The organism is Nostoc sp. (assembly GCF_036919555.1).
In the GTDB taxonomy this organism is placed as follows: Bacteria; Cyanobacteriota; Cyanobacteriia; order Cyanobacteriales; family Nostocaceae; genus Nostoc.
This window is the reverse complement of sequence record NZ_JBALCS010000070.1, coordinates 60,817-87,455: the sequence shown is the minus strand read 5'-3', so window position 1 is coordinate 87,455 and position 26,639 is coordinate 60,817. Positions and strand designations below refer to the sequence as shown.

25 protein-coding genes and 28 tRNA genes are annotated in these 26,639 nt (G+C 44.4%); 12 read left to right on the top strand and 41 right to left on the bottom strand.

Annotated features, from left to right (window positions below; genetic code table 11):
* Positions 1–259 precede the first annotated feature (259 nt).
* Genes V7K36_RS19280 through V7K36_RS19270 form a run of 3 tightly spaced genes read left to right on the top strand, consistent with a single transcriptional unit; the run spans position 260 to position 1,445 of the window.
* A complete protein-coding gene (locus tag V7K36_RS19280) occupies positions 260–1,003 on the top strand; it encodes a M50 family metallopeptidase (RefSeq protein WP_335118308.1) in 744 nt (247 codons plus the stop codon).
* Positions 1,003–1,188 (top strand): hypothetical protein, encoded by a 186-nt coding sequence (locus V7K36_RS19275; protein WP_335118306.1) that lies wholly within the window; start codon positions 1,003–1,005, stop codon positions 1,186–1,188. The genes V7K36_RS19280 and V7K36_RS19275 overlap by 1 nt, the downstream gene beginning before the upstream one ends.
* Positions 1,185–1,445 carry a hypothetical protein gene (locus tag V7K36_RS19270; protein ID WP_335118304.1) on the top strand — a complete coding sequence of 87 codons (261 nt, stop codon included), beginning with the start codon at positions 1,185–1,187 and terminating at the stop codon, positions 1,443–1,445. The genes V7K36_RS19275 and V7K36_RS19270 overlap by 4 nt, the downstream gene beginning before the upstream one ends.
* Before the next feature lie 43 nt (positions 1,446–1,488).
* On the opposite strand, the gene V7K36_RS19265 is transcribed toward V7K36_RS19270, so the two are convergent.
* Both V7K36_RS19265 and V7K36_RS19260 read right to left on the bottom strand, forming a co-directional pair.
* Positions 1,489–2,493 carry a 2-hydroxyacid dehydrogenase gene (locus tag V7K36_RS19265; RefSeq protein ID WP_335118301.1) on the bottom strand — a complete coding sequence of 335 codons (1,005 nt, stop codon included), beginning with the start codon at positions 2,491–2,493 and terminating at the stop codon, positions 1,489–1,491.
* A 159-nt stretch (positions 2,494–2,652) separates the two neighbouring features.
* Positions 2,653–3,531: a class I SAM-dependent methyltransferase gene (locus tag V7K36_RS19260; RefSeq protein ID WP_335118299.1), complete on the bottom strand. Its 879-nt coding sequence runs from the start codon at positions 3,529–3,531 to the stop codon at positions 2,653–2,655.
* Positions 3,532–3,743: 212 nt separating this feature from the next.
* On the opposite strand from V7K36_RS19260, the gene V7K36_RS19255 reads away from it, so the two are divergent.
* Positions 3,744–3,828: transfer RNA gene (locus tag V7K36_RS19255), tRNA-Ser, on the top strand.
* A gap of 59 nt (positions 3,829–3,887) precedes the next feature.
* Here V7K36_RS19255 and V7K36_RS19250 read toward each other — a convergent pair.
* Complete coding sequence (locus V7K36_RS19250) at positions 3,888–4,466, bottom strand: TMEM175 family protein (protein ID WP_335118297.1); 579 nt, start codon at positions 4,464–4,466, stop codon at positions 3,888–3,890.
* Positions 4,467–4,730: 264 nt separating this feature from the next.
* The gene (locus V7K36_RS19245; protein WP_335118295.1) at positions 4,731–6,332 is read right to left on the bottom strand and encodes a serine/threonine-protein kinase; all 1,602 of its coding nucleotides are present in this window, start codon (positions 6,330–6,332) and stop codon (positions 4,731–4,733) included.
* Between the two features lie 292 nt (positions 6,333–6,624).
* Between V7K36_RS19245 and V7K36_RS19240 the strand changes: the two genes are divergently transcribed.
* From V7K36_RS19240 to V7K36_RS19230, 3 genes are all read left to right on the top strand, one after another.
* Entirely contained in the window at positions 6,625–7,167 is a 543-nt protein-coding gene (locus V7K36_RS19240) for a T4SS efffector SepA family protein (RefSeq protein ID WP_335118293.1), read from the top strand.
* A 79-nt stretch (positions 7,168–7,246) separates the two neighbouring features.
* Positions 7,247–7,456, top strand: a complete 210-nt coding sequence (locus V7K36_RS19235) for a DUF6888 family protein (protein WP_335118291.1) — start codon at positions 7,247–7,249, stop codon at positions 7,454–7,456.
* Between the two features lie 15 nt (positions 7,457–7,471).
* Positions 7,472–7,672, top strand: a complete 201-nt coding sequence (locus V7K36_RS19230) for a DUF6887 family protein (protein WP_335118290.1) — start codon at positions 7,472–7,474, stop codon at positions 7,670–7,672.
* A gap of 36 nt (positions 7,673–7,708) precedes the next feature.
* Here the strand turns inward: V7K36_RS19230 and V7K36_RS19225 are convergent, their stop codons facing one another.
* The 3 genes from V7K36_RS19225 to V7K36_RS19215 form a co-directional block, all read right to left on the bottom strand.
* Positions 7,709–7,873, bottom strand: a complete 165-nt coding sequence (locus V7K36_RS19225; protein ID WP_335118288.1) for a hypothetical protein — start codon at positions 7,871–7,873, stop codon at positions 7,709–7,711.
* A gap of 87 nt (positions 7,874–7,960) precedes the next feature.
* Entirely contained in the window at positions 7,961–9,688 is a 1,728-nt protein-coding gene (locus tag V7K36_RS19220) for a succinate dehydrogenase/fumarate reductase flavoprotein subunit (protein WP_335118286.1), read from the bottom strand.
* Between the two features lie 469 nt (positions 9,689–10,157).
* Positions 10,158–10,475 carry a hypothetical protein gene (locus V7K36_RS19215; RefSeq protein ID WP_334827145.1) on the bottom strand — a complete coding sequence of 106 codons (318 nt, stop codon included), beginning with the start codon at positions 10,473–10,475 and terminating at the stop codon, positions 10,158–10,160.
* A 605-nt stretch (positions 10,476–11,080) separates the two neighbouring features.
* Here V7K36_RS19215 and V7K36_RS19210 point away from each other — a divergent pair.
* Positions 11,081–11,881 carry a hypothetical protein gene (locus V7K36_RS19210; protein ID WP_335118283.1) on the top strand — a complete coding sequence of 267 codons (801 nt, stop codon included), beginning with the start codon at positions 11,081–11,083 and terminating at the stop codon, positions 11,879–11,881.
* A 119-nt stretch (positions 11,882–12,000) separates the two neighbouring features.
* Here the strand turns inward: V7K36_RS19210 and V7K36_RS19205 are convergent, their stop codons facing one another.
* The 4 genes from V7K36_RS19205 to pds all read right to left on the bottom strand — a co-directional run bounded on the left by V7K36_RS19205 (position 12,001) and on the right by pds (position 16,093).
* Positions 12,001–13,323: an ABC transporter substrate-binding protein gene (locus tag V7K36_RS19205; protein WP_335118281.1), complete on the bottom strand. Its 1,323-nt coding sequence runs from the start codon at positions 13,321–13,323 to the stop codon at positions 12,001–12,003.
* Between the two features lie 192 nt (positions 13,324–13,515).
* A tRNA-Ser gene (locus V7K36_RS19200) sits at positions 13,516–13,607 on the bottom strand.
* A gap of 130 nt (positions 13,608–13,737) precedes the next feature.
* Positions 13,738–14,670: a 15-cis-phytoene synthase CrtB gene (gene crtB, locus V7K36_RS19195; RefSeq protein WP_335118279.1), complete on the bottom strand. Its 933-nt coding sequence runs from the start codon at positions 14,668–14,670 to the stop codon at positions 13,738–13,740.
* Complete coding sequence (gene pds, locus V7K36_RS19190) at positions 14,654–16,093, bottom strand: 15-cis-phytoene desaturase (protein ID WP_335118277.1); 1,440 nt, start codon at positions 16,091–16,093, stop codon at positions 14,654–14,656. The genes crtB and pds overlap by 17 nt, the downstream gene beginning before the upstream one ends.
* A gap of 730 nt (positions 16,094–16,823) precedes the next feature.
* Here pds and nagZ point away from each other — a divergent pair.
* Positions 16,824–17,912: a beta-N-acetylhexosaminidase gene (nagZ, locus tag V7K36_RS19185; protein WP_335118275.1), complete on the top strand. Its 1,089-nt coding sequence runs from the start codon at positions 16,824–16,826 to the stop codon at positions 17,910–17,912.
* Here the strand turns inward: nagZ and V7K36_RS19180 are convergent.
* The 27 genes from V7K36_RS19180 to V7K36_RS19050 all read right to left on the bottom strand — a co-directional run bounded on the left by V7K36_RS19180 (position 17,913) and on the right by V7K36_RS19050 (position 20,932).
* Positions 17,913–17,983 (bottom strand) — tRNA-Lys (locus tag V7K36_RS19180).
* A gap of 152 nt (positions 17,984–18,135) precedes the next feature.
* Positions 18,136–18,218: transfer RNA gene (locus tag V7K36_RS19175), tRNA-OTHER, on the bottom strand.
* Positions 18,219–18,225: 7 nt separating this feature from the next.
* Positions 18,226–18,299 (bottom strand) — tRNA-His (locus V7K36_RS19170).
* A 6-nt stretch (positions 18,300–18,305) separates the two neighbouring features.
* Positions 18,306–18,379: transfer RNA gene (locus tag V7K36_RS19165), tRNA-Ala, on the bottom strand.
* A gap of 38 nt (positions 18,380–18,417) precedes the next feature.
* Positions 18,418–18,491 (bottom strand) — tRNA-Arg (locus tag V7K36_RS19160).
* A 6-nt stretch (positions 18,492–18,497) separates the two neighbouring features.
* Positions 18,498–18,573: transfer RNA gene (locus tag V7K36_RS19155), tRNA-Val, on the bottom strand.
* Between the two features lie 5 nt (positions 18,574–18,578).
* Positions 18,579–18,650 (bottom strand) — tRNA-Gly (locus tag V7K36_RS19150).
* An 88-nt stretch (positions 18,651–18,738) separates the two neighbouring features.
* Positions 18,739–18,811, bottom strand: a tRNA-Thr gene (locus V7K36_RS19145).
* A gap of 7 nt (positions 18,812–18,818) precedes the next feature.
* A tRNA-Leu gene (locus V7K36_RS19140) sits at positions 18,819–18,892 on the bottom strand.
* 15 nt (positions 18,893–18,907) lie between these two features.
* Positions 18,908–18,980, bottom strand: a tRNA-Pro gene (locus tag V7K36_RS19135).
* Positions 18,981–19,068: 88 nt separating this feature from the next.
* A tRNA-Leu gene (locus tag V7K36_RS19130) sits at positions 19,069–19,143 on the bottom strand.
* A 3-nt stretch (positions 19,144–19,146) separates the two neighbouring features.
* Positions 19,147–19,218 (bottom strand) — tRNA-Pro (locus V7K36_RS19125).
* A 1-nt stretch (position 19,219) separates the two neighbouring features.
* Positions 19,220–19,297 (bottom strand) — tRNA-Leu (locus tag V7K36_RS19120).
* A 6-nt stretch (positions 19,298–19,303) separates the two neighbouring features.
* Positions 19,304–19,380 (bottom strand) — tRNA-Leu (locus V7K36_RS19115).
* A 6-nt stretch (positions 19,381–19,386) separates the two neighbouring features.
* Positions 19,387–19,462: transfer RNA gene (locus V7K36_RS19110), tRNA-Gln, on the bottom strand.
* A 3-nt stretch (positions 19,463–19,465) separates the two neighbouring features.
* Positions 19,466–19,538 (bottom strand) — tRNA-Gln (locus tag V7K36_RS19105).
* 5 nt (positions 19,539–19,543) lie between these two features.
* Positions 19,544–19,618, bottom strand: a tRNA-Asn gene (locus tag V7K36_RS19100).
* 6 nt (positions 19,619–19,624) lie between these two features.
* Positions 19,625–19,698 (bottom strand) — tRNA-Phe (locus V7K36_RS19095).
* Positions 19,699–19,778: 80 nt separating this feature from the next.
* Positions 19,779–19,853: transfer RNA gene (locus V7K36_RS19090), tRNA-Arg, on the bottom strand.
* Between the two features lie 4 nt (positions 19,854–19,857).
* Positions 19,858–19,943 (bottom strand) — tRNA-Ser (locus tag V7K36_RS19085).
* Between the two features lie 4 nt (positions 19,944–19,947).
* Positions 19,948–20,030 (bottom strand) — tRNA-Tyr (locus tag V7K36_RS19080).
* 7 nt (positions 20,031–20,037) lie between these two features.
* Positions 20,038–20,108: transfer RNA gene (locus V7K36_RS19075), tRNA-Glu, on the bottom strand.
* Between the two features lie 58 nt (positions 20,109–20,166).
* Positions 20,167–20,238, bottom strand: a tRNA-Trp gene (locus tag V7K36_RS19070).
* A gap of 3 nt (positions 20,239–20,241) precedes the next feature.
* A tRNA-Met gene (locus tag V7K36_RS19065) sits at positions 20,242–20,317 on the bottom strand.
* 10 nt (positions 20,318–20,327) lie between these two features.
* Positions 20,328–20,400 (bottom strand) — tRNA-Cys (locus tag V7K36_RS19060).
* 145 nt (positions 20,401–20,545) lie between these two features.
* A tRNA-Asp gene (locus V7K36_RS19055) sits at positions 20,546–20,619 on the bottom strand.
* 118 nt (positions 20,620–20,737) lie between these two features.
* Complete coding sequence (locus tag V7K36_RS19050) at positions 20,738–20,932, bottom strand: hypothetical protein (protein ID WP_335118273.1); 195 nt, start codon at positions 20,930–20,932, stop codon at positions 20,738–20,740.
* Between the two features lie 195 nt (positions 20,933–21,127).
* Here V7K36_RS19050 and V7K36_RS19045 point away from each other — a divergent pair, with 195 nt between their 5' ends.
* Complete coding sequence (locus V7K36_RS19045; protein WP_335118271.1) at positions 21,128–21,979, top strand: polysaccharide deacetylase family protein; 852 nt, start codon at positions 21,128–21,130, stop codon at positions 21,977–21,979.
* 276 nt (positions 21,980–22,255) lie between these two features.
* On the opposite strand, the gene V7K36_RS19040 is transcribed toward V7K36_RS19045, so the two are convergent.
* The 3 genes from V7K36_RS19040 to V7K36_RS19030 form a co-directional block, all read right to left on the bottom strand.
* Positions 22,256–22,648, bottom strand: coding sequence for an alr0857 family protein (locus V7K36_RS19040; RefSeq protein ID WP_335118269.1), 393 nt, complete (start codon positions 22,646–22,648; stop codon positions 22,256–22,258).
* A gap of 16 nt (positions 22,649–22,664) precedes the next feature.
* Positions 22,665–23,171 (bottom strand): HNH endonuclease, encoded by a 507-nt coding sequence (locus V7K36_RS19035; RefSeq protein ID WP_335118317.1) that lies wholly within the window; start codon positions 23,169–23,171, stop codon positions 22,665–22,667.
* Positions 23,172–23,282: 111 nt separating this feature from the next.
* A complete protein-coding gene (locus V7K36_RS19030) occupies positions 23,283–23,531 on the bottom strand; it encodes a hypothetical protein (protein ID WP_335118267.1) in 249 nt (82 codons plus the stop codon).
* 71 nt (positions 23,532–23,602) lie between these two features.
* Between V7K36_RS19030 and V7K36_RS19025 the strand changes: the two genes are divergently transcribed.
* A complete protein-coding gene (locus V7K36_RS19025; RefSeq protein ID WP_096535028.1) occupies positions 23,603–23,938 on the top strand; it encodes a hypothetical protein in 336 nt (111 codons plus the stop codon).
* Between the two features lie 676 nt (positions 23,939–24,614).
* Complete coding sequence (locus tag V7K36_RS19020; protein WP_442948482.1) at positions 24,615–26,633, top strand: GAF domain-containing sensor histidine kinase; 2,019 nt, start codon at positions 24,615–24,617, stop codon at positions 26,631–26,633.
* Positions 26,634–26,639 lie beyond the last annotated feature (6 nt).

Below are 26,639 nucleotides of genomic sequence, written 5' to 3'. Positions count from 1 at the left end.
TGATTCCTTGATATGCTCTGCGAAACTGGTTTTAACCTGATTATTTATTCTCCCACTAATATGGTCTGTTTATTTACGCCGTACTGTACTAGGGTATTGGGCATTGTTTACAGCCGTCGCTTCCAGGTGCGAATTGTTGCATTGTTCAGCAGATCCATTACCTTAATAATTACACTAGGATGGATGAAAATACACTGCCAATTTTAGATTTTGGATTGAAGGGAAAATCTAAAATCTAAAATCCAAAATAGAGTGACCTATGAAAGAACCAAGCAAAAATTTTGAAACCTTGCTTACCAAAGAAGCCCCGCCAGTTGTTGAACGCATGGGGCTAACCTGGCTAATTGGAGCAGCGATCGCAACTGCTTTACTGTGGCAATTACCAGGAGGAGATTATATCTTATACCCATTTACGATTTTGGCAACCTGGTTTCATGAAATGGGTCACGGCTTAATGGCACTCCTATTAGGGGGACAGTTTCAGAAATTAGAGATTTTTAGCAATGGTTCTGGTGTAGCAACTTATGGCATCCGGTCGTCATTGGGGCCAATTGTCCCGGCAATAGTCGTAGCAGCAGGGCCAATGGGGCCGCCTATTGCCGGTGCAGCTTTGATTCTAGCTTCCCGGAGTTTTAGACTAGCAAACCTCTGTTTAAAAATATTAGGGAGTTTTTTGCTATTTTCGACATTAATTTGGGTACGTTCCTGGTTTGGATTGCTGGCAATTCCCTTGTTGGGTTTAATAATCTTGGGTATCGCCCTGAAAGCCCCTCGCTGGGCACAAGGGTTTATCATTCAATTTCTGGGTGTACAAGCTTGTGTAAGTACGTACCATCAACTTGATTATCTATTTAGTAGCTCTGCTGGCTCACTTGGGCTTTCTGATACAGCGCAAATGCAACGGTATTTGCTTTTACCTTACTGGTTTTGGGGTGGGTTGATGGCGATCGCATCTCTGGTGATTTTAGTTCAAAGTCTCCGCGTTGCCTATCGTTCAAAGTAATGAGTAAGAGGCATCATCAAAAGGCGATTGAATCTTTAGCTCAAAGAATTACTGAACATCAAGAAAAGATTAGACTGGAATCAGAGAAGAGTTTTCCTGACGAAGGTTTAATTAAGCATTGGGAAAAAGAGATTCGTGCTTTTGACAAGGCAATCCAACAAGCGCATAAAAGATTAGGACAATGAATATGCAGATTAGCGATCGCCCTCTTGCAGTCACGAATTCAACCCTCAGTACCTTGATTGCTGAATTAGGTACAGAATGCCTGAAAGTACAAGCCTTAGTTAACCAATTACAGTTAACTAGTTTAACTGCTAACCAACAAGCTGAAATTCTCGCAGAACTCCTAGCTGCTGCGGTTCATCTGCATAATCATTGTGACGAGGATTTTCAGACGTTAATTACTGAGGAAATGGAGAATTTGCCCGATGATCAGGATTGACTGGTGATTTTAGTCCAAAATCTTGGCGATCGCCAACTATTACCTAAGCTGAAAATTGAGCGCGAATTTCATTGGTACAAGGATGACCCTTTTCAACATCAGCAATATTAGCAAAAGTTGTTTCTGCAATATTGTGGAGAGCTTCTGCTGTAAAAAAGGCTTGATGTCCGGTAATCAATACATTGGGGAACGTCGTCAGACGCTGGAAAATATCATCTTGAATAATTTCACCAGACAAATCCTCAAAGAACAATTCCGATTCTTGTTCGTAGACATCCACACCGAGATAGCCAATCTTACCAGACTTCAATCCCTCAATCACTGCTTGGGTATCAATCAGCGCTCCTCGGCTAGTATTAATTAGCATCACCCCAGACTTAATTTGTTCTATAGCCTCAGCGTTAATCAAGTGATGCGTTTCGAGAGTCAGCGGGCAATGTAGGGAGATAATATCTGAGTTGGCAAATAGCTCAGGTAGTTCTACATATTTTCCACCTAGCGCCTGCAATTCTGGATTGCGATAAACGTCATAGGCGAGTAATTCACAGCCAAACCCCTTCATTATCTGTCCTAAAATCAGGCCGATTTTGCCGGTGCCGATAATCCCGACTGTGCGCTCATGCAAATTAAATCCTAACAGTCCATCTATGGAAAAATTACCTTCTCGGACACGGTTATAGGCCCGATGAATTTTCCGATTCAGGCTTAAAATCAATCCCACGGCATGTTCTGCTACCCCGTAGGGTGAATAGGCGGGAACACGCACAACAGTAATTCCTAAATCTGCTGCGGCTTGTAAGTCTACATTGTTAAACCCTGCACAGCGAAGGACAACCAGCCGAGTTCCCCGTGAGGCGAGAAGCTCTAAAGTTGGCGCGTCAACTTGGTCATGCACAAATACGCAAACCGCCGGAAATCCGGCGGCGAGGATAGCTGTATCCCGATTTAAACGAGGTTCAAAAAACACTAACTCGTGTTGGGTGGGAGAATTTGCAGCTGACAAAAACTTCCGATCATAGGCTTTTGTACTGAAGACTGCTACTTTCATGCAAAACCTCAAGCTGTATGCTGCACGGTGTTCGACTACATAATACTTTGGCAGTTAGAGAAGCGATGTCTACGACGAACTGTGACGCTCGTGACGCTCAATGACTCGCTAACGCTATCAGTGACGCACCTTTGAAGATCGTCAGTCTTAGAGGATGTTTCACAGGTCATCTTGGTTAACCTGATGAATTGATAACTGCCAGAGTTGGATTTGATAACAGAGATGGCGGTCAAAAATGGTGCGTGCTGCTAACCCCTCGATAATCGGCTTTTCCAGCCAGCGTTTGAACGCTAAACGACCAAGTGCGTGTAATGGTGGGAGTGCGATCGCTACAACATCACCAATATATTTGATCGTAGTCAGTCCAAAAGTACGAAAGTTATCAAGACACAAGTCAATCGTTGGCGCAATCTGGGTGGAGATGTCCTCAGTCTTAATTAACTTAAATCCAGCCTGTATTAGCGCTGTCTGAAGCTCGCTAGCGACATGACAATTAGAAAAAATCCCTTCTCGATATCCAGCATCAGAACGCATCATATCCGCAAGCAATAAGTAGCCACTACTACTTAATAAACGAGCTGCACCCTGAGCTAAATCGTCAGCAGCAATATATTGGCTGCTTTCACTGAACAGAACTAGGTCATAGGAGTGTGAGGTGTGAAAATCTTCAAATCTCGTTAAGTAGAAAGGTATTTGACCGTTGGTATTCTTGATAAACTTCTCTTGTTGGATTGTATCGGGTGCTAATCCCTCAACACCAAAACCGCGATCGCACAAATATGCGGCGTTACCACCAATACCACAGCCGACATCAAGCACAGTTTTTGTACTCTCTGGAATGAAACTGAAAAGCTTGGTTGCATAAGCTTCTTGAGCCGCACGAAAGCGAGTTATCGTCAATTCCTCACCCGCAGTAGGTAATGGCTCCCAATATCCGTAATGGAGGTAGGGGGAATTTGTGAGTCCCATGTAATAATCTATCGCCGCATTTTGGTAGCGAGTTGGTTTGGGAATGTTAATTGATTTTGATTTAAGCATTGATGAATATTGATGAATCAAGTAAGTTTTAGGGTATTATACTTGGTTAAAATTATTTCCAACGCTTGGTTTGCAAAGTAGTTCTTCTCGAAGCATTCCGTTACGCAGATAAAGCGATAATGTTATAGTAGTATCGGAAATATGCTAAAATTCCCTTTACTTGATGCCATTTGAATGTAGAATAGATAATCAAATGTCTGAATGATATAGCTGGAGAGGTGTCCGAGTGGTTGATGGTGACGCACTCGAAATGCGTTTTGGGGAAACTCAACGGGGGTTCGAATCCCCCCCTCTCCGTTCAAAAAGATTGCCGATTAAATTTTGAATCTTTCAATCCCAAATCCCAAATTTCAAATCTAAAATTCACTAAGAGTCTTCTCAATACGACGGTCAGGGATAAGCCATATAATCGCAACTAAAATGTAAAATGCACAGGCAAACCATGAGTTCACAAAGGCAAGTGGAATTGCCACAGCATAGAACACCACCGATACTTTTCCTTTGAAGTCTTCACCAACTGCGATCGCTAATGTCGAATCCCTACCCTGGTGAGAAATCAGGGCGCGGGTAAGGACAAAGTAAGCGATCGCAGCAAACAACAACACCGTACCATAAAGGGCAACTGGCATAGCGGCAAAATGATTCTCTCCCATCCAGCCGGTGACAAAGGGGATTAGCGATAACCAAAACAGCAAATGCAGATTAGCCCAAAGTATACGCCCATTAACCTGTCTGACTGCTTGTAGTAGGTGATGGTGATTATTCCAGTAGATGCCGATATAAATAAAACTCAGCACATAACTCAGAAATACCGGAACCAGTGGACGCAGCGCCGCTAAATCGAATCCATGCGGCACTTTGATTTCCAGCACCATAATCGTGATGATGATGGCAATAACCCCATCGCTGAATGCTTCTAACCTCCCTTTGCCCATATACGCATTCCTTTTCTATTTACTTGAATAGTAAGTTGTGACACTCTGTACTTTATCCTACCAAGTGGTGGCCGTTAATGAAGATTAGACTTCTTGCATAAATCAAAAATTAAGAACCCCACCCCGCATTTGAGTAAAGCAAACGCTCCCCTCCCGAAGAGCGGGGAGGGGTTGGGGGTGCGGTGTTAGGGACTTTTGCAAGAGGTCTATTGTCTGTGATCGCAAAAAAATGTACTTTATCCCAAATTCAAAATCTAAAATTGACTAATTATTGTCATCGGATTGCGGATCATTTTGGGGTTGACTATTGGTAGATGAATTTTGTTTTTCCAGTGTTGGTACTACTACAGCAGAAGGATCTGACTGTTTGGATTCCCTTGGTGGCGCTGCTGGGATAACCACAGGATTTGACGGATTCACAGCTTTGGGGGAAGTAGAATCTTGACTAGAAGCGGGTAAGTTATTTTGTGGCAATGGTGCGGGGGAGGCTTTACGAGATGACCGGATTGCCCGTAGTTTCTCCACTAGCGAGGGTGTGGGTGAAACGCTAGGTGAAGGTGTGGATTGTTGAGAATTGCCGCGTTGTGATTCTGGCGTAGGGTTGCTGCTGGAAGATTCTTCTTGGGAAGAACGACGATTGCGCCGACGCTGCTTAGAATTAAAGACAGGTGCTGATTCGGTTCTGGAGGTAGTGTTAGTCTCTTCACCCGGAGGTGAAGATGTCCGATCGAAGTTAGGTACTTTCACGGGTGATTGTTGAGTTGGCTGTTCAAAAAGCGGCTTTGCGGTTGGCTGCGGCTGAGATTTGGGTAATATGCTCGTAATCCCAAAACCTGCTGTAGCAGCAAATAAGGCTACACCCATACCAATAAATACCTTAGATAACTCCAGTTTTTTAGCCAGTACAGTTTCCTTAGCGATGCCTGCGGGGGGCTGTGCCAACGCAGATGGTCTATAAATACGATTTTGGGCAGTTTTTCCAATTAAAGTTGCTGCTTGCTGGGCAGATAAATTGACGGTTGGCACTGCGTAAGTGGCTTGCGGTGTCACATTCGCCCCATTTTCAGGTAGCAGTTGTAACCACTCAGCAACTGTGGCTGGCCGAAAACGAGACTCCACCGCCATACCGCGCATTACCGCTTGGTTGACAGCAGCACTCAAGTGTGGTTGCAGTTCGCGGGGGGAAGGCATTTGCTGGCGATCGCGCAATAATGCTGGCATCGGAACTTGGCCTGTCAATACTGCATACAAAGTTGCTGCTAAACCATAAACATCCGTGGCCGGTGCGCGCGGCGCTTGCGTCAGATACTGCTCAATTGGAGCATAGCCCTCAGAAACCAAACCCGTATGAGTCTGCCTGACACCGCCATTAAATTCCCTGGCAATGCCAAAATCAATCAGTACTACTTCCTGCGTTCCCAGGCGTTGGATAATATTATCTGGTTTCACATCCCGGTGTAACAAACCGTTGTTGTGTACTACCTGCAAGGCTGCCCCAATTTGCCGGATATAATGAATTGCTGTGGCTTCTGGCATTGGTATTCCTGGTAATACAAATGCATCTCCCAAGGTTTCGCCAGGAATATATTCCATCACCATGTAAGGCAGTCCAGCTTCAACAAAAAAGTCACTGACTCTGACTATATTTGGGTGGATGCACGTAGCTAATCGTCTGGCTTCATCTTGGAATTGACGCTCGAATTTGGTAAAATCAGGATGTTGTCGCAGCCGTTCATTGATGGTTTTCATCACCACCTTCTGATCTAAGTAGTGATGGGTAGCTTTAAACGTAATACCAAAGCCACCACGCCCTATTTCTTGGATTAGGGTATATTTTCCATCCTGCAAAATTGTGCCTGCTAACATAAAGAGTCCTGAGTCCTGAGTGAGCAGATTAAATAGCGAGTTCTGAGTCTTGAGGGATTTCCCAAAAATTTTCCCATATTTTATCTAAAGCAGGGTTTTCGCCTGTTTGCAATTCCCATATTGATCAATTATGACTGCAATCTCATCGTTCAAACCAGCTTGAATTATAAAGCGGTTTCAATTTTTGGCCGTAGCGAAAAACCTGGATGAACTGATAAAGATTAGAAAGTAACTGGTATTTTAAATATATTTATGTTACGTCTAAATATAGAGAGCAAATACACAAGCATATATGATGCCAGTTATCAGAATACCTGATTCCATTTACAAGAGACTTCAAGCCCTGGCTGTCCCTTTCGAGGATACACCTATCACTGTTATTGAGAAGTTATTGAATGAATATGAGGCACGTTACCAGCCTGGGCAAGTTTCTGAAACCGAGAATTATAGAGTTCTTGAACCTGATACTCTAAGCAATTTGCATCATACCAGAGTGGTTCGTGCCGTCATTGGTGATCAGGAAATTCATCAACCGAACTGGAACAAAATCGTTGATGCAGCCCACGAAAGTGCCATTCGGCAAGGACTTTCTGTAGAGAATCTCATCAAACTAACGCTTGCTCACGTTGTTAAGGGTGAAAAAATTAACACTGGTTTTCACTACTTACCAGAGGTAAACATTTCGATACAAGGTGTAGATTCAAATCTTGCTTGGCGTAACACTTTGTATTTAATGAAGAATTTGAAAATGCCAATTGAAATATACTTCGAGTGGCGCGACAAAGAGGGAGCAGCATATCCCGGTGAGAAGGGTAAGCTCATTTGGAATCCTTAATAGGATGTGAGAGTCTCAATTAGGAGAACATAACTGGATGACTTTATATGAGATTATATAGCTTGTTATATATAAATATATGATAAAAAAACTCAGAAATGACGAGCTACAACCAACAGCAGAACAAGTACAATGCTTATATAGACTTTGCCATCAACTTACAAATGTGATGTTCCAGCCGATTCACATCGTGCGATTAGATGAACGATCGCTCAATATATTTATATTATCTGGACAAAATGAAGAAATAGAGCTAGAAATTACACCAGATGGTAGTATAGAACCATGAATGTAGTATAGAACTATGAATAAGGTAAACTATGCAGCAATGAGCGACCAAGGGCTAAAGAGTTACCTTCTCACCCACAAGGATGATAAGGAAGCCTTTTATGCTTACATGGATAGACGAAAATCTCGTCATCGTGATGCTGCAATAAAATTAAATGATCCGGCTTGGGAAGAAAAGATAATAGCTGTGATTCAGAAAGAATTAGGTTCTGATTGATAACTGAATAATCGAACAGAATTCAGGAGTCAGGAGTCAGAATTCAGTTGGGTATTCTGAACGAAAAAGCGGATGAATAATCGGCGTTTTTGCACCCTCACCAAATTTTCTTGTTTTGTGGTGCAACAATTCAGTCGCGGGTTCCAATCCCCGACTGATGGTTACGTAGCTCTGCCGAAGTATTGATTCTGAATTCTGCATTCTGCATTCTTCTTCAATTCATATTCTTAATCGAGGTGGACAAAATTTTTGTAGTCCCCTCGATTTCTCACATAAATTTACCTTTGGCTAATACTTCCGCTCTTTTGGCTCAAACATGCTAATCGCCACCGGCCGATATTGAATGTCAATTCCGACTGGTGAATAGTAAGCCATTGTATGTTTGAGGAAGTTGCGATCATCTCGCTGGGAATAATCTTCGCGGAAATGAGCGCCACGACTTTCCTGGCGATTCAGGGCTGATGCCAAAATAGTTTGTCCCACTACCATCAAACTTCTCAATTCTAAGGCTTCTACAAGTTCCGTATTCCAGCAACTACCTTTGTCATCTAAATAAATTTGAGGATATTGCTGTTGTATTTGTTCTAGTTTCTGCAAACCTTCAGTCATTAATGCCTCAGTGCGGAAAACGCCACAGTACTCCGTCATACAATCCTGGAAGGCTTGACGGACTCGGTTAATGCGATACTGCCCTGGTTGTTCTAGCAAAGCTTGAATTTGTTGCTGGGCTTCTGTTAGATAGCGTTGCTCATCTACAGAGGGCAACTTCCGTTTTTGGACAAATTGCGCGATCGCAGCCCCAGTCCGTTTACCATAAACTACACACTCTAGTAGTGAATTACTCCCCAAGCGATTCGCCCCATGTACGGAAACACAAGATGTTTCACCCGCCGCAAAGAAAGCATCAACTAAACCATCACCACTGCTGCGGACTTGCCCATCAGTGTTAACTGGGATACCACCCATACAATAGTGAATTGTCGGACGGACTGGCATAGGTTGAGTTACCGCGTCAACACCTACCAAACGGTGTGCTTCTTCCCAACAGAAGGGAACGCGACTCATAATTTTTTCTTTGCCCATGTGGCGTAAATCCAGATAGACAAATGGTCCACCAGCACTTCCATCGAGATGAATACCACGACTGGCGCGAATTTCGTAAGCGATCGCTCGTGAGGTAATATCACGAGGAGCTAGTTCCATGCGACTGGGTGCATAGTTCACCATAAAGCGATCGCCTTCACTATTAATTAGATATGCCCCTTCTCCCCGTACCGCTTCCGAAATCAACACCCCTACCGGATATAAGCCAGTGGGATGAAATTGGACAAATTCCATATCTTCGAGGGGCAAACCTGCGATCGCAGTCATTGCCAAACCATCACCCGAAGAAGCGTAATCATTAGAGGTCGTATTATAAACGCGACCATAGCCCCCTGTGGCAAACATTACCGCCTTAGCCCGCACCACCTTTATATGTCCATCCAAAAGATGGAACATTACCACACCCTTGGCCTCATTCTCTTCTAAAATGAGACGCATCACGTACCATTCTTCATAAACTTGCACCCCATAACGCCGCAAATTGTTCACCAATTCGTGTAAAATAGCGTGACCGGTCTTATCAGCCGCGTAGCAAGTGCGATTGTGGGAATGTCCACCAAAAGCTCGTTGAGCAATGCGCCCATCGGGTAAGCGAGAGAACAAAACGCCCATGTGTTCCAAGTCAATTACCACATCTGGCGCTTCCTGGGCGAGAATTGCCACAGCGTCTTGGTCTGCCAAGTAATCAGAACCCTTGACAGTATCAAAAGCATGTGCTTCCCAACTATCTTCGGAATCAACATTTTTCAGCGATGCAGCCATACCACCTTGAGCCGCCACCGAGTGGGAACGAATTGGGTGGGTTTTGGCTACCACAGCAATATTTAAACTGGGGTCAATCCGGGCAATTTCCACAGCAGCGCGACATCCTGCCAATCCACCCCCGACAATAATCACATCGTGTTCCAGCATAATTAGCTCCCGACTGCAAACCACTGTTGTTCTATTGTAGAGACGTGATTGTGATTAATCAGGCACTGGGTTGCGATCGTTGCCGTGGCATCTCTATAAAAAAATTCCCTGCCTATAGACAGGGATCTTATTACAAATTTTGAAATTAGGAGTTAAAAGTTAAAAATCAAGAGTTATCGGATAGATAGAGTGACTCATAACACTTAACTTATAACTTCTAACTCACTCCTAATATCATGTCCGGGTAATTAGTTGTGATTCCCATAGTCATTGCACCCCACACGCCAGATGCTCCACTTGGGGAGACCCCTCTGAGCGCTGGCTCCCCTTAATCCCCTCCCCGCTCTTCAGGTGGGGAGACAAAGCATAGCTTTGGCGGGGTGTGTTTCTTCGGGTTTAATAAGCAATCAAGCGGACATGATATAACTCCTGTAAAGACGCGATTAATCGCGTCTCTACTCCTAACTCTTTAGCTAGTTGCTTGTACAGGTTGTTGCTGAGACACATTACCTGGTATGGGTTCCATTTTGGTTCCAGGCCCTACAGGCATGACTTCAATATGATTTAATAAGGTAGTGACAAACGCAAACAACAAGAAAGGTAGCGAAAGCAAAACGACCAGACCTGCTGTTGCTAGAGCATACACAGGTCGCTTGGCACCCATCAGCGCCAAGGCTGATGCCAAACTTAGGGTAATTGTAATCAACCAAACAATTATTTGACCGTAGATATCACCGAAAGTCAGGGTACAGACAAACCGATACTTTTGAATATTATTTCCGCTCATCACATTTGCCTCAAGTCTCTCCTAATAGGTTCTACGTTAGAACCATGTTTGCCTTGTAGACAATTTCTAAATATTTTTGCAAGCTTCGTAATATGACTTCACAATCAACTTTTATTGTTACAAAGCGCAATTCTTAGTACAACATGGCGTAAATAGACGAACCATACCCTACGAAAAACCCCCTTTCTGTAGTCGTCGCTGCCTGTAGCAACCCTTCAGAGGAGGGGTACTACGCTCTACTACTACTTCTAGAAACAAGGGTGTGTTATTGCTGAAGGTACCAGACCATCCCAGATTTTCGCTATGTTAGGACTACCAGATTCAAGCCAATGATAGATGAGGTTTTCCGACTTGTGTGTGTACGGTAGCTTCCCTTGTAGGAAAGGGGGCTGGGGGTTTAGCTTTGAGTAAAAGTTGCACACGGCGTTAACTAGATAAATCCAGCAAAATCAGGATCTAAAAACCGATTTTTGGTGTTAAATTTTGAGTATTGCCCGAATTTGTTGAATTAACTCAACAAACCCTTTATTTTTCCTGGCAATATTGTTTTAGGAGTGAATGTGAATACTATATTTCTTCGTAAAGGTGTTTTTTGGTTGCCAAGCATGGCTACTCTTGCAGTTTTGAGTAGCAGCTTATCTGCAAGTGCCCAGACAGTAGACAAGGTGAGCAGTCACCTATCAACCGGCCCTTCCGCAACCGTAGCGTCTCCCAAAGAGTTTAGTACAGAACTAGACACTGCAAGCCAAAATCTTTTTACAGAAACAACTGAAACATTTACGGTAACAAGTTTAACTAAAGTACAGCAGTTCCAGAACGCTGCAATACAGGAAAAGGCCAGTGTAACGCCTACACCTGTTCCAGGCACAGTGGCAACCTCATCTGCGATGCTCACTTCTGAGTTTATACAACCGACTTCTCAAACTACTTCTCAACCATCTCCTAGCAGAGTGGCGCAATCGGATATTGATTTAGGTAGAACTACTCGTGGTGGCAGCAGCTATGTTGGCGTCGCTGCTAACATTGGTTTAAGTGGTGATGGTGGCACCTCTTTGGGCGATGGTAACTTCGCGGTAGTCAGCAAAATCGGACTGACAAATTCTATATCGGTGCGACCCTCAGCCGTATTTGGGCACAACACTACAATTCTACTTCCGATCACCTACGATTTTTCTTTCAAGTCAGCAGATGCTTTTAGCGAACCATTAGCGATCGCACCTTATATTGGAGTGGGTGGAGCTTACAAAACTGGTGATGATTCGCAATTTGCCTTTTTGGTATCTGGTGGCATTGATGTGCCTCTAACTCCTCAATTCACGGCAACGGCTGCTATAAATGCCGGATTTTTTGATCAAACTGATGTGGGCTTGTTGTTAGGAGTTGGTTACAACTTCAGCGGGCTTTAAGGGTTAGAAGTTAACAGACGCGATTAATCGCGTCTGTACAGGAGTTAGGAAGAGAGGCGATTAATCGCGTCTCTTAGTAATATTTCACTCATAACTTTTAACTCCTAACTCCTAACTTTTTACTTAGGGGTAACTTTGTCAATTACCTTGATTTTCCCATCGTCTCCTACTGTCCAAACATCGTAAACACCGACGACATCGCCGTTAGCATCAACATCTACGTTACCACTGGCTCCTTGGTAGTTAATCTTCTTACCATCTTTAAGTAACTTCAGTCCCTCGCAGACATCGGTAACTTCCGTGCCAGGCCCATCAGCAACTTCACGGATTTTGCTGGCTATACCAACGCCTGTATTTTCCTTAGCAGCTTGTGCTGCCAACGTCAATAAGGCAGCCGCATCCCAAGCTTGAGGAGCGTATTCCCCTGGCTCACTACCCTTTTTATCCTTCCACAGCTTGTTGAAAGCTAAGAGTGCTTTGCCATTGGAACCCGGTACTGTACCGATCGCTCCCGTTAAAATATATTTACCATCACTGCCTTTGCCAACTTGTTCTGGGAAAGTAGGTGATTTCACCCCATCTGTAAGCAGAATTTGTACTCCCTTTGCCACACCTTGCTGATACGCAGCTTTCAGGAACAAACTGCCAGTTTCAGCGTACAGTACAGCCAAGACTGCATCTGGCTTACCAGCAAAAGCAGCAGCCGCTTCTGTATCAAATGTCTGGGCTTTTGGGTCGTAGCGGACAGGCTTATCTTTATTAACTATGGTTCCACCCAATTTTTCAAAAGTTTGCACAAATGCTTTTTCAAAGCCCACGCCATAGTCGTTATTAATCACGACTGTAGAAACTCGCTTGAAACCTTTTTTCCTGGCAAGTTGAGCTAGAGCTAGTGCTTGGTAGGTGTCGGGGGGAGCAGTACGCGCCCAAAAGCCTTTAAAGTCGCCTTTTTGCGCCTTTTCTGTAAATACGGGGCTGGTACTACCAGGAGAAACCAGCATGACTTTATTCGGCGTGGCAATGGAGACTGCTGCACTAGAAACGCTACTGGCAAAGGAACCAACTACACCTGCCACTTTATCTAAAGTTGCTAGTTTGGTCATACCGGCAGCACCAGCTCTGGGGTCGGTTTGGTCGTCTACTTGCACCAAAGTAACAGGTTGGCCATTCACCCCACCGCAAGCGTTTACCGTATCGACGAGTAAGGGGACAGAACCTAGCATCTGCTGTCCCACAGAAGCCAAGTCGCCTGTTGCCGGTAGTAGGGAACCAATTTTTAGCCCTTGAGTACTGCTTGTGGTAGTTGAGTTTGCTGCTGGGGTAGCGGTACTTCCATTGTTAGCTGTGCCATTGGGGGTACTGGTATCGCCACAAGCCCCAACTAGGAACCCAGTTGCAAGGGTCGCTATACTTAAGGTTAAGGCGGCGCTAATTTTTCTCATAAGTCACTTCCACTCCTCAGATATTTAGGAGCCTAAAAGTAAGATTCAAACTAAATTTGTAAGTTAGCTGGATCTTATCAAGACTCCAAAGGATAAATCATATCATCCATCTTTGGGAGTAGAAGTATTTACCCCTACATTAATATTTACCTTTCTACACAGAATATATTCCGTGTATCAAGGGCTGGAAAACGGAGAGGGAGGGATTCGAACCCTCGGTACGGAGTTGCCTGCCGTACAACAGATTAGCAATCTGCCGCTTTCGACCACTCAGCCACCTCTCCTGACTCACAAATATTGATGTTAGCAGATTTATTGGGAAGAGTCAATAATCATTTTTAATTGGGCATTGAGCATTAGTCATAGGTCATTAGTTATTTGCTAATGACAAATGACTAATGACAAATGACTAATTCAAAGAACTTGCGATCGCATCCAAGCTACGGGCAAAGTGCGTAACTTTTTCCACTGGGGAACATAAGCCCGCCGACTAAATACATCGTAACCGTTGCGTTCAATCACCTCTAAAATCTGACCGTAGAGCATTGATGCTGCCCACACAGGCCAACGGGCGTCCGGCGCTAAATAAGTAATTCCCTGGTCGGACGTAGTATAAAATTTGCGGGCGCGTTCAATTTGAAAACGCATTAATGCCCGCCACCGATCATCTACCACACCTTTGAAAAAGTCTTGCTCGGTGTAGTTGAATTTTGCCAAGTCCTCAAGAGGAATGTAAATTCGCCCTCGTTTGGCATCTTCTCCCACATCCCGCAGGATGTTGGTGAGTTGATTGGCAATTCCCAGAGCGATCGCTTCTTCTGTGGGAAGATATGGTTGTTTGTTCTGGTGCCACGGTGCTGTGTATATGGTGTTATCCACACCCATAACTGCTGTTGACATTAAGCCAACAGTGCCAGCAACGCGGTAACAGTAGAGGTATAACTCCTCAAAGGTTTCATAACGACTGCGATATAAGTCCATGCGCTGACCGGCAATCATATCCCGAAAGGGCTGAATGTCCATCGGAAAGCGGTGGAGGGTATCAGCTAAAGCGACATCGTAATTTTCTAATGGGCGTCCCGCAAAAATCGATTCCAGCTGCTGTTCCCATAGGTCTAGGGTTTCTGGCGTGGTAATAGCAGATGCGGGCCCATCCACCAATTCATCTGTACGGCGACACCAAGCGTAAATTGACCAGATAGATTGACGTTTTACCGGACTCATGAGCAAAGTACCCAGGTAAAAAGTCTTGGCATACTTTGCTGTGAGATGCCGGCAAAGTTTGTATGACTCGTCTACAGAGACCAGCGTTTTCATGCGCGGGGGGGAATCAGGCAGTTGCAGCATTCGTTGCGGGCGGTCGGGTGAGCGTTTGCAGGTTTGAGGAATTTGCTACCGGGAGAGCCTCAGAAATTGCCTGCGCTGTCAGCTTACCAGAAAGTACGGCACCTTCCATACTGCCTAAGTAGCGTTGCATGGTATAACTTCCGGCGAGATAGAAGTTGGCAATGGGCGTAACTTGTGCGGGACGGTACTGTTGACGACCAGGGGTCGCTTTGTAAACTGAACGCGGCGTTTTCACCACATGAGATTTCAACAACGTTGCTGGGTTGTCTCCCCCAAAGTGGTCGGGGAAGAGTTTTTCCAATTCAGCAATCGTTGCAGCCACAATCTCCTCATCGGATTTGGCAATCCAATCTTTTGCCGGGGCTAGAACTAATTCCAGCATCGAGCGATTGGGGTTGGCATATTCACGGCAGGTATTGCTCATATCAGCATAAACGCTCAGGAGGGGCGATCGCGAAAATAGCAAATGATCAATTTCTGTAAGTTTCCGGTCAAACCACAGATGCAGGTTAATCACTGGTACACCTTCCAAGCCTTCTAGCTTCTTGAAAAACTCCATTTGCTTCCAAGAATTAGGCAACATGATTTTCAAAGGATCAACTGACATGGCAGATATATACACATCAGCCGTGAAAACTTCATTTTCTGCCCCATTTAACCCCCGAATCAAGTACGCTTTCACCGTGCCATCGGCGTTCAGCAAAATCTCTTTCAAGGGGGCATTCAACCGTACTTCTCCACCGCGTTCTGTGATGTAATCTACAATCGGGCTGCATAGCCGTTCTGTGGGAGAACCATCCAAAAATGCAATCTTGGAACCATATCGTTCTTGCAGAAAACGATTCAGTGCAGTTAATAGGATCGTTGCTGAAACTTCATCAGGATTGATAAAGGTGAGCGCTTTACATGCGGCGATAAAAACGTCACTAGTTACCCGCTCGTCAACACCTTGCCTTTTCAACCACTCTAAGAAGCTGTACCTATCCATGTCTTCAACATACTTTTGACCGCGAACCACTGCGGGAAGTAGGCCAATTGCAAATCGAATCTTCTGCTCCCAAGTCAACATGTCTTTATTGCGAAGAATCGACGCAATCACGTTGAAAGGAGATGGAATATCTGGAACATCAAAACGTGATAATGTCCCAGGCTGATCTGGTTGATTGAAAATCAGCGTATGCTCTTTCCACTGGAGTCTGTCTTCAATGCCCAACTCCTTGAGCAATTGCAGCATATTAGGATATGCCCCAAAGAAGGCGTGTAACCCGGTTTCGTACCAGTCGCCGTCAGAGTCTTTCCACGCCGCAACCAGACCACCCAGTACGTCCCGGCTTTCCAAGACAATGGGAGTGTGACCTGCGTCCGTGAGATATTTCGCGCAGGAAAGTCCTGCTAGACCAGCACCCGCGATCGCTACTCGCATTTAACCCTAATGCCCTTCAATATTTCTTAATGGTTTTGTCGTTCTCATTATACGTTGCAATCTGTTACATTTGGCAGCTATTGTGCGATCGCTTCCCCAAAAAACTTTTGCCAAAGGAAATTTCACCTCGGCGCCCCTGCCCAATCAAATTGCCAATACCATTGTTGGCAATGGATTTGCGGCGAGTATTTCATCTAGATTTATCTCCAGGAGATTTAGGGAGACAAAAGTAATTCCTGTGACTAAAAATAAGTAATCTCAAATGTTATCTAAAAGTAGTTGATTTATTTGCTAATCCATGTATTTGCTCTGTTGGAAATATCTGGGGTATTGGTTAAAGACTGTTAGCTGATTTCCGGTATATTTTCCTTCGGTGAATACATCAATAACGTAAAAATCAGGACTAACTATATTTTTATTTAAGTATTTTAACTGTTAAATATTTAGCAGCTATTGCCAATAATTTTGACCTATTGAAATAGCTGGATGCGATCGCAAAAATGCTTTTACGGGAAAATTAATCTCTGGCAGCGTCAGTCATTATGCTGAATATTTTGGCTTAATTCTCTTAGGCAGTAGCCCCTATATATTCCCATGCTCAGGATGGGAAGGAGAATAAAAAATCTATCTTTGAAAGCTCCCCCTTGCACATAAGGATATAGGATAAAGGTTTATGTCCTCTAGGTTGAACAACTCAGTTGTTTACCGCACAACTTATAGGTAAAAGATTATGGGTATATCCCAGGAGCTAAGGCGCTTTGGACATCACCTAATTCTAGGTATTTCCGGCACTACATTAAACGATGACGATAAACGCGCACTCAGTGAATTAAAGCCGATTGGGGTGATATTTTTTGCTAAGAACTTTTTGGATGGCACCCCATATCAGGTTTGGCTGGAAAGCTTCAAGGATTTGAACAGCCAGATACGAGAATATACAGAACGTGATTTAATGTTTATCACCCTCGATCATGAAGGAGGTCGTGTAATTCGTACACCACTGCCGATTACCCGTTTTCCTCATGCATTGTTGCTGCGCTCGCACGCACGCGAGGTAGCAAAAGCCACAGCAATAGAACTAAAATCACTGGGAATAAATTTATCGTGGGCACCTGTAGCAGATATTTTTTCTCATCCCAATAACCCTGTGATTGGGCCTCGGTCTTTTGGTAACACTCCCGATACTGCTGCCAAAGGTGCCCGTGACTACTATCTTGGACTTCAAGAATCAGGAATTTTGGGATGCGCCAAGCACTTTCCTGGACATGGAGACACTAGCAAGGACTCTCATATTGAGCTACCAATACTTAATCTGACTTTAGAAGACCTACGACTTCGAGAACTTATACCTTTCAAAACGCTAATCGAATTACAGATTCCTTTGATTATGACTGTCCATATCTTATTTCCCAAGATAGATGCTGATGTACCAGCAACGCTTTCCGAGGCTATCCTCAAAACCATACTTAGGGAGGAACTTGGCTTTGAGGGAGTAGTTGTATCTGACGATTTGGATATGAAAGCTATCTCAGATATGTTTATGAAAGCTGGTACTGTGGCGCGGTCATTTCATGCAGGCTGCGACTTGTTTATTGTCTCGCGTAATATTAATTCATCATCTATTCAAAGAACTTATCAGATTGCTGAAGATTTCATCGATTCCCTCACCAAGGGTAGCTTAGATGAATCAGTAGTGGAAGCAGCCAGAGAAAGAATCGATAAATTACTGGCAGTAACACCGCAATATCCCGTACATACTCTGGATAAAGATATCTTATTGCAACATGCTCAACTAGCGATCGCTAGTTGCTATTCATAATGGGTGGTATAGGGGTCGAACCTATTTCTGCGGGTTAAAAGCTCGCTGCACAGCCGTTATGCCAACCACCCTAGTTAAATAAAGAAATGAGCGCTGCGCTCATCTATTTTTTACATCGCAAGCCTTACACCAACACTAGATATAAATCCACCAGGGAGGTACTGCCCCTCCTATTTCTGTGTTATCAGCACAGCGCCTCACTTTTCGGCTTCAGGTGGAAAAGAGGAAGATGGAGGAATCGAACCCCTACAGTTGCCCATACCCTGGTTTTCAAGACCAGTTGCCGTCCATTCAGCGGCATCTTCCATTGAGGGGCGTCTGACGGGGCTTGAACCCGCTATAACTGGTTCCACAAACCAGCGCCTCGACCACTTTGGCTTCAGACACCATCAGTGGAATCAATGGGAATTGAACCCATAACCTCCTGCTTGCAAGGCAGGTGCTCTACCCATTTGAGCTATGACCCCATAACAATTTAAAATTCAAAATTAAAGACATTTTCAGGCGGGAGTGGTAGGACTTGAACCTACAACTTTCGAGGTAGAAGCTCGAAGCTCTATTCCATTGAGCTACACTCCCAAAATTTGGTAGTCCTGGCAGGAATTGAACCCGCAACATTCTTCTTGTAAGGAAGACACTCTACCAATTGAGCTACAGGACTACGCAAGCGAGTGGAGGGACTTGAACCCAGGCACTGAGTATGGCGTACTCAGATGCTACCGATTACATCACACCCGCAAGTTTCAGAGCGAACGGCGAGACTTGAACTCGCACGAAGACGTTGGAAGCGTCTCATGCTGGCGTTACATCACACGCGCATCAGTCAAGCTGGTAACAGGAATTGAACCTGCAACCTACTGATTACAAGTCAGTTGCTCTGCCAATTGAGCTACACCAGCACTACAATACCCCTGACTGGATTTGAACCAGCAACCCTCTTCGTTCTAAGCGAAGCGCCTCTTCCGTTGGGCTACAAGGGCGCTACAAGGGCAAAGTCTAAGTGGCAGGGATTGAACCTGCGACCTGGAGTTCCCGAAACTCCCGCGCTTCCAACTGCGCTACACCCAGATATTTTGGTACTCCCGATAGGATTTGATCCTGCAAAAAACTAGATCCTCGGTAAGCGTGCGTCTTCCATTCCGCCATGAGAGCTTAGTACCCCTAAGAGGATTTGAACCTGCAAAATCTGGACTTTGATTCCAGCACGTATGCCATGTTCCGTCACAGGGGCATATCGGGATGGCAGGACTCGAACCTGCGACTCCATGCTCCCAAAGCATGGCTTCTCCCACTGAATTACATCCCGTTGGTACTCCTGGTGGGAGTCGAACCCACAACCAAACAGATTTTAAGTCTGCCACCTCTTCCAATTGGGCTACAGGAGCAAGTTTTGGTACTCTTGATGGGAATCGAACCCACAACATACCGTTTTTGAAACGGCAGCCTCTTCCAATTGGGCTACAAGAGCAAAGTTTGGCAGCCCCACCAGGACTCGAACCTGGAATCTTCGCCTTCAAAGGGCGCTATGTTGCCAATTACACCACAGGGCTTTATTGCCAGGGCAGGGTTTGAACCTGCAACCTCATCGTTCAGAGCGATGCGACTTACCAATTCGTCCACCCGGCAATGAATGGCTGCCTCAGTAGGACTCGAACCTATAACCACGCGGTTAACGGCCGCTTGCTCTACCATTGAGCTATGAGGCAACGAAGCCCCCCAGGTCGGAATCGAACCGACGACCTCCTGTTCTTCAGACAGGCGCTACTACCAACTGAGCTACCGGGGGATAAGAGAAGAGATGAGTATTACTCTGTGGACTGGTCTAATTCAACTCGAATCAGCCACTCCAGCATCTCTTTGATGTAACGAGAGTGGAGGGATTTGAACCCTCAAATCTTCAGTTTCGTAGACTGAGATGTTATCCAGTTACACCACACTCTCAAGGCGGAGAAAGAGGGATTTGAACCCTCGGTACGGAAACCGTACAACAGATTAGCAATCTGCCGCTTTCAGCCACTCAGCCACCTCTCCATAGTGGATCGAGCAGGATTTGAACCTGCGTGCAAAAAAGAACAGTTTTACAGACTGTCGCCTTCAGCCAGACTCGGCCACCGATCCATAATCATTCCCTCGACGAGAATTGAACTCGCATCTGTGCTTTGAAAGAACACTGACTTAACCATTTGTCCACGAGGGCATAATTGACTGAATTTTAGATTTTGGATTAAAAAATTTAAAATCCAAAATTGTCTGACACAGGGACTAGGATTTGAACCTAGAACATCGGATTTGGAGTCACGAGGTGTTGCCATTACACCATCCCTGCATTTGGTGGCAGTGGCGGAATTTGCACCCGCATATACCAGGGTATGAACCTGGGGCTTTGCTAATTAAGCTACACTGCGATCGCACCAAAGGCTGAGGTGAGATTTGAACTCACGATATCGGTTTTGCAGACCGACGCCTTCGACCACTTGGCTACTCAGCCACGAGATTCGCACTCGCAATCTTCAGCTTGAAGAGGCAGCGCGTTGCGGAGGTTCCCGACGCTCGATGACTCGCTAACGCTGCGCTATCCGTTGTAGCGACTGCCATAGGCTGACGGCTTAAACTATTCGCCTACAGGACTGCAACCAGGGTGACGGGATTTGAACCCGCAACATTTCCGCAGACAACGGAACGCTCTAGCCAGTTGAGCTACACCCCGATTTTTTGGAATCTGTGCCTAAACTTTTAGGTTTTTAGGTACAGATTTTTGGTGAACTTGCCCATTTCTTATTCAGTTTTCAAGGTTCAGAAAATTTACTTTTTACTGTTAGAAACTATTAGAAAAACAACCGAAATTCTAGGTAGCAAGCCTGTTCTGTATTACGGATGTATTCAGTGGTTTTGATGAGTGCAAACTTAGAACTTTTTTCGTTTATTGCCTCTACTTCGGATGGTTTGCAAGCAGGGGCAGCTTTCTTGAGTGGGGATTCTGGTTTATGCCAGCACCTCTGTTTTAGTTGTATGTAGAACATGATTTTGACCCTTGAGAAGCTTTGTCTTTCGCCTCACTACAAATATACTACAAAATACTACAAGATGTGTCAAGGGGTTTCAGAAAGTTTTTTTTTAAATTGTCTAGAAAAGATGCTGCACTTAGATTTGAACTTGCTAACCCCTCTGAAAAGTCAAACTACAGTTATGATTGGGTGAGTATTTAAAAGCCTGACGTGACAGACAACTACCTCAAGCGACAAAAGATAATTAGTGTTGTTGCGATCGCCTCTACGATTACAGCTTGTAGTATTGCTCCAGGCACCTCCCCACAATTGGGGTTGAAGAAGCCTTTAAGCAAAATCCATACTGCACAAGTTCAAGATCATCCAGCAAAGGGCCAAATTAATGCCCAACTAGTGCCATCAGCCAAAGTAGAAAACCCTACCTTTACAGTCCCAGCTAAATTTCAGGGAAAAACAGTTTATCAGGTGCATCCCAGGAACAACGAGAAGGTTATTGCTCTAGGCATTGATGATGGACCCTGGCCAAAGACAACCCTAGAAATGCTGGATATCCTGAAGCAAAATGATGTTAAGGTGACATTCTTTTGGGTAGGACAAGCCTTGCAAGCAAATCCTGACCTAGCCAAACGTGAGGTAGCCGAGGGACACGCCATTGGCAACCATACTTGGCATCATTGGTATCGGCGAATGGATGAAGCCACAGCCAAGAGTGAAATTGATCGCACATCTGACCTGATATACAAAACTACAGGAGTCAAAACTGCTCTGTTTCGTCCTCCTGGAGGCTTTTTAAACAACGGACTAGCTGCTTACGCCAAAAGCCAGAAGGACGCTGTAATTATGTGGTCAGTAACTTCAGCCGATACTGATCCTCACGCCAAACCGCAGGCATTTGTAAATAATGTCCTGAAAGGTGCGAAACCTGGTTCTATTGTTTTAATGCATGATGGTGGTGGCGATCGCCAAAGAACTGTAGAAGCATTGCCACAAATTATCAGCGGACTCAAACAGCAAGGCTACCGATTTGTGACAATTCCCGAATTGCTAAAAATGGGACAATAAAGGGTGAGAAATTCTACTCACCGAATTTTAGATTTTAAATTTTGGATTTTGGTGAAGCAGCGCGGTCTTGGGGAGCCAGTGCGTTGGGCGGCTCCGCCGACTTGAAGCATCTGGCGTGGTTTCCCCCATGAGTAACTGCACCAAGCCGTAGGGATTGAATAATCCAAAATCCAAAAAGGTCTGTTCTGGCAGTTTCTCCAAGAGTCGCCCCTGAATTTCAACGTGAGAACAAATCTAAAATCCAAAATCCAAAATTGAGTCACCCGTAGTATTTGTTTATTCGCTCATGACAGAAGCACTGCTCTCTTGAGCTTCCTGCCAAAGTTTGTGCAAAAAGAACTCAGCGCGATCGCTCATAGTGGTGACAAACACACCTACAGTATCCTTATAAGTATCTGATAGCCAAGAACCCCGCAGGGTGACTTCCATATATTCGGCATCACAGGCACAGAGGGCAATGATTTCTCTGTCATCTCTTTTTACCTCAGCCCTGAGTACTTCTACTCCTGGTAAATCAACAGGAAGCAAAAAGGAAGCGGTACTGGGTTCAATGCATAAACCTTGCCCAACTCGCAGGGCTAAAATCACTCGCTGCGCTACCCATTCCTCAAGCGACACAGTGACACATTCTAAATCAAAGCTACTTTCAGTGTAAGTTAATTTCAGCATTCCTTATGCTCTCCTGTTATTCCAGGTTTGCTTGCATATCTATCCAAAACTGTTCGGCAAAAGAAATCGCGGGGTGCATTGGTGCTTTTGGTTTGGTACGCAGTTGCATACCAGCCTCAAACAAAGTGCGATCGCTTTTACGGGAGTTACATCTTTCACAAGCTGCGACTACGTTATTCCAAGTGTGAGAACCACCTTTCGATCGCGGCATCACATGATCTAGCGTTAGACGTTTGCCGGTACCGCAATATTGGCAACTGTGATGGTCTCGTCGCAACACTTCCCGCCGATTCACTGGCGGAACTTTCCACATCCGCTCATTGGAAGTGATTGTCAAGCGAATGTGTTTTGGCACATCAATTACCAAACTGGGTGAGTGAACTCGCCATCCGGCTTCTGTGGTAAAACCTAGCGGTTGGGCTTTGTTGGTTACTAACAGCACAATCGCCCGCTTGATATTGATCCGACATAGTGGTAAGTAATTTTGCGAAAACACCACCACAGATTGCTCTAACACTTGCATTGCGATCGCGCCGCGCCTGGAAGATATCGTCACAGCTTAACTCCTTATAAAAAAACCCCCGCTTCGTTTGGGTGAAGCGGGGGTTAGGATTGACCGGAAAATTTTCTGGTCTCATATCGGTACAGTATTTCTTTGCCTGTACCCCCCGCTTTCTTCTTTTAGTTGTGGTTTTGCAATCAGCGCACTAATGCTAAGACATCTAAAATCATAATTACCCTCTGTGATTTGCCGATGATTTCGGCTACCATCGCCCATAAATAAATACTCCACTCCCATAGCAGCTGATTCCCAACCGGCTCGGCAATTGGTAGCGCCCAAAGAAGTAGAGATGGGGTAAATGGATTTCACAGAAAATTTCACCTATTGAACATTCCTTTAAACATACTACACTTGTATTACTGTCCTGTCTATACCTTTAAGGAGAAAAAGTGATGCATACGATCGCTCGCACCCCAACCACCGATATGGAAGTTACCAGCATCCGCCTAGAGCGGGAACTCAAAGATAAACTCAAAGAAATAGCTGGGAATCAGGGATATCAAGCTCTGATCCGAGATATCCTTTGGAATTATGTCCAGCAAAAATCAGGTGAGTGGAAGCCTCGATTTTCGCGATCCGACATTCGAGCTAGCATAGCTGCCACAGCTCAGCAAGAAGAACGCTGTGTACTCACAGGTCAACTAATTCAACCCCAACAACCGATGTTGTTAGGACTAACCAGGAATGGCGATATGGTTCCTCTGAGTGTCGAGAGTTTGGCTGGATAGTCTTATATTCAGGCAATGCAGCCCGGTTATTAATCAAGAGTGCTGAGTTAAAAGATTGCCACGCCACTTGCTCCTGCGTGGAAATCAAAAAGACCGCAGTGGCTCCACAAAGGGCGGGGCTAAAACTCAAGTACATCAGTCCTGGGTACTTTTGCATCACTCAGCACTCAGTAAAGTAAAAATAATTGGGCTGCATTCAAAATTTAGTTTTATTAATATCTTACTGAGAGTTACGGAGATCAAAGAGTAGCTTGTTGAACCGACTCGGGTTAACAAAAAATGTAATAAAAATTTATTAAATAAATCAAATTAATTTAAGTAATTTTACGTAAAACTAAGGGTAGCTTTGCTGCAATTTCAGAGCTATTACGGTTTATGTATACTTAAAGATCGGATAAAGTTAATACATTATTTCAACAGAGAGTAGTCAAAAATAAGCTAACTGAAGCAGTTATAGGATATCTTGAGTATTCTGTTACTTATGTACTAATGTAGCAATTTACTTGATCAAGTCAAACTTGACGATCTGAGATAGAAAAGGGCTATAACAGGTGAGACAAAGTATCTATACAAGATATGTCAATGAGTAGGGTGTAGGAACATAACTAACGGTGAAGAATATGCCAAGAGGTTGGCTACAAAAACAATGGTGTTATTATCCAAGGGCATACTAAGAATGAAAAAGCCTTTATCGTCGCCGCAAAATTACGTCGATGAGATAGATCGACTACAACCTTACCAAGGGGAGCTGATGCTGCATCAGGAAGAATCCGCCCACCAGTTGGTACAAAAGATTAACCAAATCATTGCCAATAGCTCGGCGACGGCATTGGTGCTGCAAGATATTGCCCATTTGCTAGGAATTGTCTTTCAAGCAGATTGTTGCTGCTTGGTTTCAGTAACGGGTGAGACATCCGACGAACCAATTAGTACTAATTGGTGTGCTGATGAGTATCTAGGGTTGCCACACCCAGAGAAGATGTTTTCAATGGAACAGTTGCTTATGCACTCGCCAGTGCTGCAATGTGCTGCCCAACCATTGACTATTGAAGATATTTCCCTGATTCACAACAGTCTGGTAATTGGTTGTCAATATTTGCCACTACCGATAAAAGCAGTTTTGGCAATTACTACCCGATTTGGTGGCAATAATAATGGGGTGATTGGTCTGATTAAATTTCAACCTTATGATTGGAGTGAATCAGAAAAACAATTGCTCAAAGAAGTGGAGTGGGCTTGCGCGATCGCTTTTTCGGGGGTGGCACAAGCTCAACTAATTGCTCATCAAGAGCAGTACCTGGAAAAGAGCAAGCAGCATCAAAGTTTGATCAAGCAATTAACTATATTGAGTCGCAGCAACTTGGAGCTTAATCAAATGCTCCAGTTAGTTATCGACTTAACTGCCGAATCTCTACAGGCAGATCGGGGTTTACTTATACTACTAAAATATACAGATCCCCTATTTAGAACTCAAGCTAAAAAACAAATTCCGAAAGCGAAAGCTACCGTGATCGGTGAATGGGCTAGGGACATCCAAAGCTTCAGCACTAGTAAACCAAATACCTTAAATCAGTCCTTCTTGGTTTCAGACTGTGGTTTATGCCAGCGTGCCTTCATCGATTCTGGAAAAGCAGTAATCTTTGATGACTATACAGACCAAAACGAAACTTCGCCAGCTGCTCAATTATTTGCAGTAGAGGAATTGCCTGCGGTACTATTAGTGCCATTAGAGACTCAGGGTAAAATCTTAGGATTCTTGGTGCTACAGCAATCTGTGATTCGCAGTTGGCAACCAGCAGAATTAAATCTTGTAGAAATGGTTTCTGCTCAAGTGAGTAACGCCATAATTCAGTCACAGACATTGCGCCAAGTGCAAACTTTGGTAGAGGATCGGACAGCGAAACTCAAGAGTAGTCTGGAACTCCAGGGAAAATTGCATGATAGAACACGGCAGTATGTTGAGCAACTGCGGAAACTTAACGAACTCAAAGATGAATTTTTGAGCAACATGAGCGATCGCTTGCGTTATCCCCTAACAAATATGCTGATGTCTATTCGGAACTTACGTTTGCCAGGAATAGCACCAGAGCGTCAAGTTAGATATATGGATATTTTAGAGGAGGAATGTACAAAGGAAATCAACTTGATTAATGACTTGTTGACACTTCAAAAACTAGAGTCGCCTCACGAAGCTCCACAATTAGAACCTATAGATTTAAATACTAGAATTCAGGATATAGCAGCATCTTTTGAGAAAAAACTCGCAGACAAGGGACTAAGTATTTCTATAGATTTGCCCCAAGAGTCGCTAAAACTGCAAACTGAACTAGAGAGTTTTGACCGCATTCTCCAAGAGTTGTTAACAAATGCCTGTAAATACTCAGAGCGTGATAGCATTGTCCATTTACAAGCTGCTCACCGAGTTGATCAACAAATTGATCAAGTTATCATAAAGGTGACGAATACAGGACGTGCCATATCCGAAGAAGAAGCCACCTATATCTTTGACAAGTTTCGTCGCGGAAAAGGACGCTGGACTGCCGGAACTGGCTTGGGACTTGCTTTAGTCAAGTCTTTAGTGCAGCATCTGAATGGAGCGATCGCTGTTGAAAGTCTTCAAATCTCGGATTCTGAACAGAGCGAAATTTGCTTCACCCTGACTCTGCCTCAGTTTTCTGACGAAAGCAAACCATAATTCTGA

Coding starts and splice junctions, on each gene's coding strand:
- V7K36_RS19280 (WP_335118308.1), top strand. CDS start 260: ATGAAAGAACCAAGCAAAAATTTTGAAACCTTGCTTACCAAAGAAGCC.
- V7K36_RS19275 (WP_335118306.1), top strand. CDS start 1,003: ATGAGTAAGAGGCATCATCAAAAGGCGATTGAATCTTTAGCTCAAAGA.
- V7K36_RS19270 (WP_335118304.1), top strand. CDS start 1,185: ATGAATATGCAGATTAGCGATCGCCCTCTTGCAGTCACGAATTCAACC.
- V7K36_RS19265 (WP_335118301.1), bottom strand. CDS start 2,493: ATGAAAGTAGCAGTCTTCAGTACAAAAGCCTATGATCGGAAGTTTTTG.
- V7K36_RS19260 (WP_335118299.1), bottom strand. CDS start 3,531: ATGCTTAAATCAAAATCAATTAACATTCCCAAACCAACTCGCTACCAA.
- V7K36_RS19250 (WP_335118297.1), bottom strand. CDS start 4,466: ATGGGCAAAGGGAGGTTAGAAGCATTCAGCGATGGGGTTATTGCCATC.
- V7K36_RS19245 (WP_335118295.1), bottom strand. CDS start 6,332: ATGTTAGCAGGCACAATTTTGCAGGATGGAAAATATACCCTAATCCAA.
- V7K36_RS19240 (WP_335118293.1), top strand. CDS start 6,625: ATGATGCCAGTTATCAGAATACCTGATTCCATTTACAAGAGACTTCAA.
- V7K36_RS19235 (WP_335118291.1), top strand. CDS start 7,247: ATGATAAAAAAACTCAGAAATGACGAGCTACAACCAACAGCAGAACAA.
- V7K36_RS19230 (WP_335118290.1), top strand. CDS start 7,472: ATGAATAAGGTAAACTATGCAGCAATGAGCGACCAAGGGCTAAAGAGT.
- V7K36_RS19225 (WP_335118288.1), bottom strand. CDS start 7,873: ATGCAGAATTCAGAATCAATACTTCGGCAGAGCTACGTAACCATCAGT.
- V7K36_RS19220 (WP_335118286.1), bottom strand. CDS start 9,688: ATGCTGGAACACGATGTGATTATTGTCGGGGGTGGATTGGCAGGATGT.
- V7K36_RS19215 (WP_334827145.1), bottom strand. CDS start 10,475: ATGAGCGGAAATAATATTCAAAAGTATCGGTTTGTCTGTACCCTGACT.
- V7K36_RS19210 (WP_335118283.1), top strand. CDS start 11,081: ATGGCTACTCTTGCAGTTTTGAGTAGCAGCTTATCTGCAAGTGCCCAG.
- V7K36_RS19205 (WP_335118281.1), bottom strand. CDS start 13,323: ATGAGAAAAATTAGCGCCGCCTTAACCTTAAGTATAGCGACCCTTGCA.
- crtB (WP_335118279.1), bottom strand. CDS start 14,670: ATGCTGCAACTGCCTGATTCCCCCCCGCGCATGAAAACGCTGGTCTCT.
- pds (WP_335118277.1), bottom strand. CDS start 16,093: ATGCGAGTAGCGATCGCGGGTGCTGGTCTAGCAGGACTTTCCTGCGCG.
- nagZ (WP_335118275.1), top strand. CDS start 16,824: ATGGGTATATCCCAGGAGCTAAGGCGCTTTGGACATCACCTAATTCTA.
- V7K36_RS19050 (WP_335118273.1), bottom strand. CDS start 20,932: ATGTTCTACATACAACTAAAACAGAGGTGCTGGCATAAACCAGAATCC.
- V7K36_RS19040 (WP_335118269.1), bottom strand. CDS start 22,648: ATGCTGAAATTAACTTACACTGAAAGTAGCTTTGATTTAGAATGTGTC.
- V7K36_RS19035 (WP_335118317.1), bottom strand. CDS start 23,171: ATGCAAGTGTTAGAGCAATCTGTGGTGGTGTTTTCGCAAAATTACTTA.
- V7K36_RS19025 (WP_096535028.1), top strand. CDS start 23,603: ATGCATACGATCGCTCGCACCCCAACCACCGATATGGAAGTTACCAGC.
- V7K36_RS19020 (WP_442948482.1), top strand. CDS start 24,615: ATGAAAAAGCCTTTATCGTCGCCGCAAAATTACGTCGATGAGATAGAT.